This window comes from Pseudomonas sp. v388, assembly GCF_003935425.1.
In the GTDB taxonomy this organism is placed as follows: Bacteria; Pseudomonadota; Gammaproteobacteria; order Pseudomonadales; family Pseudomonadaceae; genus Aquipseudomonas.
Genome location: NZ_RHQN01000008.1, coordinates 1 through 11,817 on the forward strand (window position 1 = coordinate 1; position 11,817 = coordinate 11,817).

The window sequence follows — 11,817 nt, forward strand, 5'->3', positions numbered from 1 at the left end:
AGCAGCGGGCGTACCCCCTTGCCACGCGTGACCCGCCATCTGATCGCTCCCGGCTTCGGCCAGCCGCAGGTCGACGTACGCTACACCTACCCGCAGAACCACAATTTTCTGGGCTTCGGACTCACGCTGTCCTGGGCTGAGGACGGCTACGACAACCTGTTCAAGTATCTTGGGGAGTACGAATATCACTGCGACGAAACCTGGTGGGTCGATGAAAAAGCCGTGCGCAGCATCGAGCGATCCTTCAACCGGTTTCACTTGCTGAGCAGGGAAGTCACCATCCAGAACAACAGCCGCAAGCAGGTCGACCACACGTACAACTACCTGGTCGGCCAGCCCTACGACCAGCAGCCCAACGATTGCCAGCTGCCCAAAGACGTTACGACCAGCTGGTCCGAGCTTGATGATCCGACCCGCTTGCGCAGCGAATCGGTGACCAGCCTGTACGACACCCACGGCAATCTGATCGAGCAGACCCAGGCCAACGGCATCGTCGAAGAGAGCAAGTGGTATGCCGCCGCCGGTGAAGACGGCTGCCCGCCGGACCCGGAAGGTTTCGTGCGCAATCTCAAAGAAAAAACCGTAATCCCGGCTGCCGGGGCGCAAGGTCAGGCATCGACTCTGGTTACCCGGTTTCGCTACCGGGCATTGAACGCGCTGGCTGACAGCGGCTTTCCGGACTGGCTGGCCACAGAGCGTGAAACCCTGCTGCAGCAAGGATCGCCCGAACTGGAACTCCAGCGCGAAGAGACCGAATATCACGAGGACGTCAGCGACGCTTTTCTCCACGGACGCATTGCACGACGCATCGTGACTCTGAATGGCAAGGCCACGACAACGGCGTTTGCCTACAGCAAGCAGGACAGCGAAGAACTTCAGGAAAGCGTGGAAGAAGTGGTGCAGATCCTGAGCGGGTTCGACGGCACCAGTAAAACCGTCACCTTGCAGAACTCATTGTTCAATGGAGAACCGTTGCTCAGTCGCGACGACAACGATGTCGAGATACGCTACGTCTACGACAATCTTCGACGTGTCGTGAAGGAGACCGTAGCGCCGGGCACCGAGTACGAGGCCAGCCGGCGCTATGAGTACCTCCTGTGCGCCAGTTCCGGTGATCAGGCCGAGCAAACCCTGTTCGACGTCAAACAGGTGAAAACGGTGACCCGCTTTGATGGGCTCAACCGCGCCATTCATGAAGAACGCGATGACGCGGACTGCCCGACCGAGTGCCCTGTGCTTCGGCAGACCTACTCGGCCCTGTACGACCCTTGGGACCGCCTGGTGGAAGAAACCCGGATCGACTGGCTGGAAACTGCGGCATTGCCCCTGACCAGCCGTTATGAGTACGACGATTGGGGCGAGCAGCGCTGTGTCACCGGCCCGGACGGCGTGCGGACCATCGAGGAAACCGACCCCATCGGCAGTGCCGAGTCAGCGGGCCCGATCCGCAGGGCCTGGAGCGAGCACGGCTCCCCGGCTATCGCCACCGGGGTCACCGTCACCTGGCTCAATCTGTTCGAAAAACCCACCCGGGTGGAGCGTCTGGATGCTGGCCAGAAGCAGGTCAGTCTGACCAGGACGCTGTATGACGGCCTGGGTCGCAGCGTCGAACAGACCGTAGGCGTTGGCCAGCTGTTGCGGGTGACCGGCTATGAATACGACCCGTTCGACCGGCTGACCAAGACCACTCTGCCGGATACCGCCGTGGTGCATCGCAGCTATGCAGCGCACAGCAGCGAGGATCTGCCGGTATCTGTCAGCGTCGAGCACGGCACCAGAACCGTGACGCTTGGCGAGCAGGAATTCGACGGCCTGGACCGGATGATCCGGTCGGTGACCGGCGGCCGTGAAAAGCGCTTCGAGTACCTGCCGGGCCAGATGCGTCCGTACCAGGTCACCACGCCCGGCGGCCAGACCATCGGTTACGACTACCGCCCGCAACTGGGCGACGACCCGCTGCATCGCTACCTGCCAGACAGCATCACCGCCGATTATGAGTACGACGCTGAAAATGCCCGGCTGCTCACTTGCCGGGAGCAGGGTGAAGCGCTGACCCGCGAATACTTCAGTACCGGCGAGTTGAAAAGCGAGCAGAGGCAAACCCCGGAAGGCAATTTTTCCATGCTCTATCGCTACAGCCGACTCGGCCTGATGCTGGGATACACCGATGTCTTCGGCCAGGAGCAGACCTGCCGCTACGATGCCGCAGGCCGTCTGGAACATACCGGGCTTGGGACCATCGCCAGCGACTTCACCTATGACGCGCTGGGCCGAGTCGAAACCATTGAAACCAGGGACAGCGCCACCGTGCAGCACCTGAAGGTCACCCTGGAGTACGACGATTTCGGGCGCGAGATCCTGCGAACTTTCGATCTCGAGGGTACCGAGCAGCAACTGGTGCAGACCTACGACGACGTCGACAAATTGCATAGCCGCAGCCTCCGGCAAGGGACCAGCGTGCTGCGCGAGGAAACCTTCGAATATGACGTGCGCGGACGTTTGAGCAACTACGCATGCACTGGCACCCAGTGTCCGGTCGACCCCTACGGCAAGGTCATCGATAGCCAGATATTCACCCATAGCGCGGTGGACAATCTCACGGCGGTCCTGACCCAGTTCAATGGCGGCGTCAATCGTGCGCTGTACCACTACGATGGAGTCGATCCTGTTCAGCTGAGCCGGGTGAGCAATAGCCACGCCGACTATCCCGCGGCGATCCAGCTGACCTATGACGACGACGGCAACCTGACCCGAGACGAACAGGGCCGGGTACTCAAGTACGATGCTTTGGGACGGTTGATCGAAGTCAGTGGCGACGGTGGCGGCCGCTATCGGTACGACGCGCTGGACAGCCTGTCGAGCCACGCCGATGCCGGCGGCAATGTCAACGAACAGCGCTTTTACCGGGACGGCGAGTTGGCCAGTCAATGGGAGGACACCAAAAAAAAAACGTTCCTGAGGGGCGGTGACGTGCTGCTGGTGCAATATCAGATGGCACCCGATCCTCAAACCCTGCTGCTGGCGGTCAACGACAGCAACACCGTCTTGAGTGAAATCGAGACAGCCGCGACCCACGCCAGGGCGTACACCGCCTTCGGCCATTCCAGCGGCGCCGCTGCGCCGTTGAGCCCGCTGGGTTTCAACGGCGAGCTGACCGAGCCTGGTACCGGCTGGCAATTGCTGGGTAAGGGTTATCGGGCTTACAACCCGGTACTGGCGCGTTTTCACAGTCCGGACAGCCGGAGTCCATTCGGGGAGGGTGGCTTGAACGCCTATGCGTATTGCAAAGGGGATCCGGTCAACTACGTCGATCCGACCGGGCACAGCTTCTGGTCCGCGATGGGCAGGATGCTGAGCAGGGCGATTAGCCGGATCGGCAGGGCGCGAGCACAGTCCTTTGGTCTGAATCAGACAGCCGATGATTTAGTCAACGCAGGTCGTTCTTCCCGAAGCGGTTCCGTCGCCTCAAGCACGTCGGAGACGGCTTCTTCCAACGTTGGCAACGTTGTAAGCCAGGCATCCGCCAGTGAGAAGACCCCGTCATGGACGGCTTCCCAGTCCGGCGGAGCGAGCAAGGACTTCGCGACCACTGGCTGGCAGAGCGGTTCTATTCCTGACCTGGATATCGCCCCGGCTGCCATGGGTAGCGTGGGGGGCGATGTAGCTGTCCCGAGTGAAATTGCTCTCGACACAGTTTTGCCACCAGGATTCAATCCTGCGAGGAGGGGGGCTATCTATCATCCGCCTGGGCCCGGACCGGCAACCCTGCTAGCTAGACAGCCGCTCTATCGGCCTTTTCCTAGAGGCGCCCCGGTCGTTCCAGGGACATCGCCTGAAACACATCACCAAGAACTGCTACGGGTGGTCCGGTCGCGTTTTGGGTCTTCGCTCCCCCCACTCGCATACGATCCGCCTCCCAGCTACGATCTGCTTCCCCGCTACGATCTGCCTCCCAGCTACGATGCAGTGATGGCCCTGATACGACAGGGTCCCTAGCGAGCATCACAACAGGATGATTCCCTGCACAATCGCCATCACCAACGCCGCCCGCAGCGAGCTCACGCCAAATTTGCGCCGGATATTGCACATGTGGAAATTGATCGCCGCTTCGCTGCGGCCCAGGATGCGGGCGATCTCCCAGGCAGACTTGCCTTTGGCGGCCCACTCCAGAACTTCGTGTTCCTTGGCGGTGAGCCTGACCCTGGATGGATCGGGTGCGCAGTACAGGGGTAATGATGCATCACCGGTGCGCGGGTTTGCGTGTTTCATTCTGAAGTCCTTTTTCTGAACGAGTACCGCGTCACCTTAACGCGGTTCGCCGTGGCCGAAACCTGTCAGAACTATCAGCGGCGCCCGGGATTTCCGGCCGTTTGAACGCCTGCCCTATGCGTTTTTTACGCCGTCTTTACGCCCCTTGCTGCTCCTTGCTCTCGTTCCTTTACGCCCGGTTTTCCGACAATGCCTGCCACGCGGCCTTTGCCGTACAAGGGGAATTCTGGATGAGCGTTATGGATGCTATCTCGCTGCTGATGGGCGCCGGGTTGTTCGTGTATCTGTTGGTGGCGCTGCTGCGCGCCGACCGGACTTAGGAGCGGCCATGCACAGTTATGACTACCTGTTGATCCTGGCCTTTCTGGTGCTGCTGCTGTTGCCGGCACCCTGGCTTGGGCGTTTCTATTATCGCGTCATGGAAGGCGAGCGCACCTGGCTCAGCCCTGTGCTGGGGCCGGTCGAGCGGATCTGCTACCGGATTTCCGGGGTGGACCCGCAGATCGAGCAATCCTGGAAGCAGTACGCCGTCGCCTTGCTGGCGTTCAACCTGGCGGGCTTTGTCCTGTTGTTCGCGATCCTTGTGCTGCAGGGCGCGTTGCCGCTCAATCCGCAACAACTGCCGGGCATGGAATGGTCGCTGGCGTTCAACACCACCATGAGTTTTGTCGGCAACACCAACTGGCAGGCTTACAGTGGCGAAGCGTCATTGAGCTACCTGAGCCAGATGGTCGGTCTGACCGTGCAGAACTTCGTCAGTGCCGCCACTGGCCTGGCCGTGCTGGTCGCGCTGTGTCGCGGCATCAGCCGCCGTTCTTCACAAACCCTGGGCAACTTCTGGGCGGACCTGACCCGCGGTACGCTGTACGGCCTGCTGCCGATCAGCCTGCTGGTGGCGCTGCTGCTGGTCTGGCAGGGCGTGCCGCAGAACTTTGCGCATTATGTGGACGCACTGACCCTGCAAGGCGCTGATCAAAGCCTGCCGATGGGGCCGGCGGCCAGCCAGATCGCCATCAAGCAACTGGGCACCAACGGCGGCGGTTTCTTCGGCGTCAACTCGGCGCACCCGTTCGAAAACCCTACCGCCTGGAGCAACCTCATCGAGCTGGTGTCGATCCTGCTGATCCCGGCGGCACTGGTGTTTACCTTCGGCCACTACGTCAAGGACATGCGCCAGAGCCGGGCGATCCTGGCCTGCATGCTGACTTTGTTGTTGATCGGCGGCGCAGTCTCGTTGTGGGCCGAGTACCAGCCCAACCCGACCCTGAACCTGACGGGTGTCGAGCAGACCGCGCCGCTGGAAGGCAAGGAAACCCGCTTTGGCACTACCGGCAGCGTGCTCTGGTCGGTGGCGACGACGGCGGCGTCCAACGGTTCGGTCAACGCCATGCACGACAGCCTCAACCCGCTGACCGGCATGGTCGCGCTGGTCAACATGATGCTCGGCGAGGTGGTGTTCGGCGGCGTCGGCGTGGGCCTCAACGGCTTGCTGCTGAACGTGTTGATCGCGGTGTTCCTGGCCGGGTTGATGATCGGCCGCACCCCGGAATACCTGGGCAAGAAACTTCAGGCACGGGAAGTCCAGCTGCTGGTCGCCACTTTGCTGGTGATGCCGGTGGGCGTGCTGGTGCTGGGCGCCATCGCCGCCAGCCTGCCAGGCCCGGCGAGCGTGGTGAGCAATCCCGGACCCCATGGCTTCAGCCAGTTGCTCTACGCCTACACCTCGGCCACGGCCAACAACGGCTCGGCGTTCGGTGGCTTCGGCGCCAACACCACCTTCCACAACCTGATGCTGAGCCTGGCGATTTTCATCGGTCGCTTCGGTTACATCCTGCCGGTGCTGGCGTTGGCGGGCAGCCTGGCGATGAAGAAGGCTGCGCCTCAGGGAGCGGCTCAGGGCCAGGACAGTTTCCCGACCCACGGCCCGCTGTTCGTGACCTTGCTGACCGTCACCATCCTGCTGGTGGGTGGCCTGACTTTCCTGCCGACCCTGGCACTGGGGCCGATTGCCGAACATCTGAGCCTGGGCTTGTGAGCCCTGTTCACCACGAGAAACGATCATGAACATGCCTGTTGATGCTGAAAAAACGGCCGGCGCTCAAACCGGCGCTCACACCGCACAACCACCTGCCAGGACCGGCTTCGGCGCCCTGTGGCGCCCGGCGCTGGTGCAGGCCTTCGTCAAGCTCGACCCGCGTCAGCTCAAGCGTTCGCCGGTGATGCTGGTGGTCGAGCTGACCGCGATCCTGACCACCGTGCTGTGCGTGATTCCCGATCCGCAAGTGCCGACCTACGTTGCGGCGCAGATCGCGCTGTGGTTGTGGTTCACCGTGTTGTTCGCCAACTTTGCCGAGGCGCTGGCCGAAGGCCGGGGCAAGGCGCGTGCCGACAGCCTCAAGGCCGGCAGCGAAGGGCTCAAGGCCCGGCGTCGCGCCGAGGACGGCAGCTTTCGGGTGATCAACGCCGGTGAGCTGCGCAAGGGCGACGTAGTGCGGGTCGAAGCCGGAGAAATGATTCCCGGCGACGGCGAAGTGATCGAAGGCATTGCGGCGGTCAACGAAGCGGCAATCACCGGGGAGTCCGCGCCGGTGATCCGCGAGTCGGGCGGCGACCGTTCGGCGGTCACCGGCAACACTCGGCTGGTGTCCGACTGGTTGCTCGTGCGCATCAGCAGCAATCCCGGCGAGTCGACCCTGGACCGCATGATCGCGCTGGTCGAGGGCGCCAAGCGCCAGAAGACGCCCAACGAAGTGGCGCTGGATATCCTGCTGATCGGCCTGACCTTGGTCTTCCTGCTGGTGGTCATCACCTTGCAGCCGTTCGCCCGGTTCGCCGGCGGCAGCCTGCCGCTGGTGTTTCTGGTGGCGCTGCTGGTGACCCTGATTCCCACCACCATCGGCGGCCTGCTGTCGGCCATCGGTATTGCGGGGATGGACCGACTGGTGCGCCTGAACGTCATCGCCAAGTCCGGCCGTGCGGTGGAAGCGGCGGGGGATGTGCACGTCCTGCTGCTGGACAAGACCGGCACCATCACCTTCGGCAATCGTCGCTGCACGGCCGTGTATGCCGCGCCGGGCGTGACGCCCAAAGAGCTGGGCGAAGGCGCGCTGCTGGCGTCGTTGGCGGATGACACCGCCGAGGGTAAATCCATCGTCGAGTTTCTGCGCAACCTGCATCCGCTCAGCGAGCCGCCGCTGAGCGCGGTCACCGGCGTGCCGTTCAGTGCCGACACACGGCTGTCCGGGGTCGATTACCAGGGCCGCGTGTACCGCAAGGGCGCGGTGGATTCGCTGCTGGCGTTCATCGGTATGCAACGCAGCGATCTGCCGGCGGCGCTGGCCCGGGAAGTGGAGAACATCGCCAAGACCGGCGGCACGCCGTTGCTGGTCTGCGCCGAAGGCAGGCTGCTGGGGGCGATCCACCTCAAAGACGTGGTCAAGCCTGGCATCCGCGAGCGCTTCGAGGAACTGCGCAAACTGGGCATTCGCACCGTGATGGTGACCGGCGACAACCCGCTGACCGCCGCGGCCATTGCTGCCGAGGCGGGCGTGGATGACGTACTGGCCGAAGCCACGCCGGAGAAGAAGCTCGAACGCATCCGCCACGAACAGAATCAGGGGCGGCTGGTCGCCATGTGCGGCGACGGTGCCAACGATGCACCGGCACTGGCCCAGGCCGATGTAGGCGTGGCGATGAACGACGGCACCCAGGCCGCGCGGGAAGCGGCCAATATGGTCGATCTGGACAGCGACCCCACCAAGCTGCTGGACGTGGTGCAGGTCGGCAAGGAATTGCTGGTGACCCGTGGCGCGCTGACCACCTTTTCCATCGCCAACGATGTCGCCAAATACTTCGCGGTACTGCCGGCGCTGTTTGCGGCGATCTACCCGCAACTGGGCATGCTCAACATCATGCAGTTGGCCAGCCCGCAAAGCGCGATCCTCTCGGCGATTATCTTCAATGCGCTGATCATCGTCGTGTTGATCCCGCTGGCCCTGCGCGGCGTCCGGGTCAAGGCCGCCAGCGCGGCGCACCTGCTGCGGCGCAACCTGCTGATTTACGGCCTGGGCGGGATTGTCGTGCCGTTCCTGGGGATCAAACTGATCGACCTGTTGCTGGTGGCATTGAACCTGGCTTGAGCCGCTGACCCGCTGCATGCCGGGCGGCGTGCAGCGTTACCTGATCGAGGATGTGCAGATGTCGAATGTATTGCGTCCGGCCCTGAGCCTGATTCTGTTGATGAGTTTGATCACCGGCGTGGCGTATCCACTGGCGGTGACCGGTGTGGCGCAACTGGCGTTTGCGAAGCAGGCCGACGGCAGCCTGATGCGCGACGCCGACGGCAAGGTGCGCGGCTCGACACTGATTGCCCAGCCGTTCACCGGCGAAGAGTGGTTCCAGCCGCGGCCCTCGGCAGGTGCCTATGCGACCGTGGCCAGCGGCGCGAGTAACCTGGCACCCAGCAATCCCGCGCTGGCGAGCCGAGTCACCGAGCAGGCCGCGCAGCTGGCGGTACCCGGCCGGGGCGCGGTGCCGCTGGCGTTGCTGACCACCTCCGGCAGCGGCCTCGACCCACATCTGTCGCCGGCTGCGGCCGACTGGCAGGTCGCCCGCGTCGCGGCGGCCCGGCAGATGCCTGCGGATCAAGTGCGGGCACTGGTCGAGGCCAACACCCAGCGCCCGCTGATCGGCCCGCCGGTAGTCAACGTCATGACCTTGAATATGAGCCTGAATCAGGTACCGTCTGCGCAAAATCTGTAAGAGCGGGTTTGTGGGAGGCGCCCGGTCCGCTCCCGCAGATTTCTTGCTGACCATAACAACCGAGGTAGTAAACAATTTGAGCGATTCCGGTCGAGCTGACGCATTGCTGGCACAACTGCCCCGTGAGGGACGGGGGCGGCTGAAGGTATTTCTCGGGGCGGCACCGGGCGTGGGCAAGACCTACGCCATGCTCCAGGCGGCCCATGCCCAACTGCGCCAGGGCGTAAAGGTGGTGGCCGGCGTCGTGGAAACCCATGGCCGTGCGGAAACCGAAGTGCTGCTCAACGGTCTGCCGCAGCAACCGCTGTTGCGCCTGCAATACCGCGGCATGACCCTGGAAGAAATGGACCTGGACGGGCTGCTCGCCCTTGACCCGGCGCTGGCGCTGGTCGACGAAATGGCCCACAGCAATGTCCCCGGCAGCCGCCATGCCAAGCGCTGGCAGGATATCCAGGAACTGCTGGCGGCGGGCATCGACGTCTACACCACGGTCAACGTCCAGCACCTGGAAAGCCTCAACGATCAGGTGCGCGGCATCACCGGCGTGGTGGTGCGCGAAACCCTGCCGGACTGGGTCCTTCAGGAAGCCTTCGACCTGGTACTGATCGACCTGCCGCCCCGGGAGCTGCTGGAGCGGCTGCGCGACGGCAAGGTCTACGTGCCCGAACAGGCTCGCGCCGCCATCGATGCGTTCTTCACCCAGACCAACCTCACCGCCCTGCGCGAACTGGCGATGCAGACCGCCGCCGCCCAGGTCGACAACGATCTGGCCCAGGGCTATCGGCAACTGGGCCAGGCTGCACCGGCGGTGCGCGGTCGCTTGCTGGTGGGTATCGACGGCGACGCCAGTGCCGATCATCTGGTGCGCCATGCCAGCCGCGTCGCCCAACGCCGGCATCTGCCGTGGAGCGCGGTGCATGTCGATGACGGCCAGACCCTCGACGAGCAGGCCCGCGCCCGCTTGCAGAGCGCCCAACAGCTGGCCGAGCGGCTGGGCGGCGAAGTGGTGTCCCTGCGCGCCGGTGAGGTCGCCAAGACCCTGTTGCAGCATGCCGCCGAGCGCCGGGCCAGTGTGGTGATGGTCGGCCAGTCTCGCAGACGCTGGCGACGGCGCGTCTTTGGCGGCGGCGTCGGAGCACGGCTGCTGCGCGAAGGTCATGGCCTGGAAATCAGCGTGCTCGATCACCATCAGCCGACCCCTGAAGTGACGCGCTACCGGCCGATTCGTGAGCTGGTGTGGTTCGACTATGGGCTGGCGTTCGTGGCGACGCTGCTGGCCAGCGCCCTGGCCTGGGGCGTCTCCGGCATGCTGGCGCTGCCCAACATTTCCTTGATCTTTCTGGCGGCGGTGCTGCTGGTGGCAGTGCGCAGCAGCATCGGCCCGGCACTGGTGTGCGCGGCGCTGTCGTTCCTGGCCTACGACTTTCTGTTCATTCCGCCAAGTTTTTCCCTGAGCATCCAGCGCGAAGAGGACGTGCTGACATTGCTGTTCTTCCTGCTGATGTCGGCGCTCACCGGCAAGCTGGCGGCCCGGCAACGGCAACAATTACGGGCTTTGCGCGAGACTCAGGAGCAGACCAGCGAACTGCTCGACCTGTCGCGCAAGATGACCGCCGCGACCGATCGCCAGGCGGTGCTCAATGCCGCCGAGCAACATTTCAGCGGTTGGCGGACGTTGCAGCTGTGCCTGATCGGTCGCGATGCGCAGGGCGGCTGGACCGTGGAAAGCGGCACGCCGGTGCAGTTTACCGAAGCCGAACGCGCTGCCGCCGACTGGGCCTGGCAGCATGATCAGGCGGCGGGCAGCGGCACCGGCACCTTGCCGTCCGGGCGCTGGTGGTGGTGGCCGATTTGCGCCGAGGAAGGCCCGCTGGCGCTGCTCGGCGTCTGTCCGAAGGAAGGTCACGCCTTTACCGCGCAGCACCGCCGCTTGCTGGCTGCCTTGGCGCAACCGCTCGCCCAGGCGCTGGCGCGGGCGCAACTGGCCGAACAACTGGAAGCCGCGCGGCTGCACGGCGAGACCGAGCAATTGCGCAGCGCCTTGCTGGCGTCGGTGTCCCACGACCTGCGCACGCCGCTGACGTCCATGCGCGGCAGCATCGACAGCCTGCTGGCGCTGGGCGAGGCGATACCGGCCGCCGACCGCCGTGAACTGCTTGAAGGCACCCGCGACGAAGCCGAACGCCTGGATCGCTACATCCAGAACCTGCTGGACATGACGCGCCTGGGCCATGGTGCGTTGAAGCTGGCCCGCGACTGGGTGTCGCCGGCCGATATCGTGGGCAGTGCACTGAACCGTTTGCGGGCCGTGACTGCGCCGTTGCAGGTCTCGACTCAAGTATCCGGCGAGCTGCCGTTGCTCTATGTGCATGCGGCGCTGATCGAACAGGCGCTGGTCAACGTGCTGGAAAACGCCGCGCGATTTTCGCCGGTGGGTGGGCGCTTGCAGGTCGAGGCCGGTGAAGAGGGCGGCGAGCTGTTCTTCGCGGTCAGTGACGAAGGGCCAGGGATTCCCGAAGCAGAGCGGGCCAGCATTTTCGATATGTTCTACACCGCCGCACGCGGCGACCGGGGCGGGCAGGGCACCGGCCTGGGACTGGCGATCTGTCAGGGCATGATCGGCGCCCACGGCGGGCGGATCAGCGTTGGCGAAGGTATCGCCGGCCGCGGCACGCGCATCACCCTGCACCTGCCCCGGCAGGATCAACCCGACGGCGAAGCGCAGGAGCAACCTTGAAGCGGTTCCGGGTTACTCTTGCACGCTTACCCGACACTCAAATGGCGCGG

Annotated in this window: 7 protein-coding genes; 6 read left to right on the forward strand and 1 reads right to left on the reverse strand. The window is 64.1% G+C overall.

Annotated elements, in window-relative coordinates; all coding sequences use genetic code 11:
• Positions 1-3,996, forward strand: a 3,996-nt coding sequence (locus EGJ27_RS18405; RefSeq protein ID WP_125832172.1) for an RHS repeat domain-containing protein, incomplete at its 5' end; no start/stop codon positions are given.
• Between the two features lie 6 nt (positions 3,997-4,002).
• Here the strand turns inward: EGJ27_RS18405 and EGJ27_RS18410 are convergent.
• Positions 4,003-4,269 carry a helix-turn-helix domain-containing protein gene (locus EGJ27_RS18410; protein ID WP_125832173.1) on the reverse strand — a complete coding sequence of 89 codons (267 nt, stop codon included), beginning with the start codon at positions 4,267-4,269 and terminating at the stop codon, positions 4,003-4,005.
• Between the two features lie 230 nt (positions 4,270-4,499).
• Between EGJ27_RS18410 and kdpF the strand changes: the two genes are divergently transcribed.
• The 5 genes from kdpF to EGJ27_RS18435 all read left to right on the forward strand — a co-directional run bounded on the left by kdpF (position 4,500) and on the right by EGJ27_RS18435 (position 11,767).
• A complete protein-coding gene (kdpF, locus tag EGJ27_RS18415) occupies positions 4,500-4,589 on the forward strand; it encodes a K(+)-transporting ATPase subunit F (protein WP_125832174.1) in 90 nt (29 codons plus the stop codon).
• Between the two features lie 8 nt (positions 4,590-4,597).
• A complete protein-coding gene (gene kdpA, locus EGJ27_RS18420) occupies positions 4,598-6,304 on the forward strand; it encodes a potassium-transporting ATPase subunit KdpA (protein ID WP_125832175.1) in 1,707 nt (568 codons plus the stop codon).
• Between the two features lie 25 nt (positions 6,305-6,329).
• The gene (gene kdpB, locus EGJ27_RS18425) at positions 6,330-8,408 is read left to right on the forward strand and encodes a potassium-transporting ATPase subunit KdpB (RefSeq protein WP_125832176.1); all 2,079 of its coding nucleotides are present in this window, start codon (positions 6,330-6,332) and stop codon (positions 8,406-8,408) included.
• Between the two features lie 58 nt (positions 8,409-8,466).
• Positions 8,467-9,030: a potassium-transporting ATPase subunit KdpC gene (kdpC, locus tag EGJ27_RS18430; protein WP_125832177.1), complete on the forward strand. Its 564-nt coding sequence runs from the start codon at positions 8,467-8,469 to the stop codon at positions 9,028-9,030.
• Between the two features lie 76 nt (positions 9,031-9,106).
• Complete coding sequence (locus tag EGJ27_RS18435) at positions 9,107-11,767, forward strand: sensor histidine kinase KdpD (RefSeq protein WP_125832178.1); 2,661 nt, start codon at positions 9,107-9,109, stop codon at positions 11,765-11,767.
• Positions 11,768-11,817: the final 50 nt, after the last annotated feature.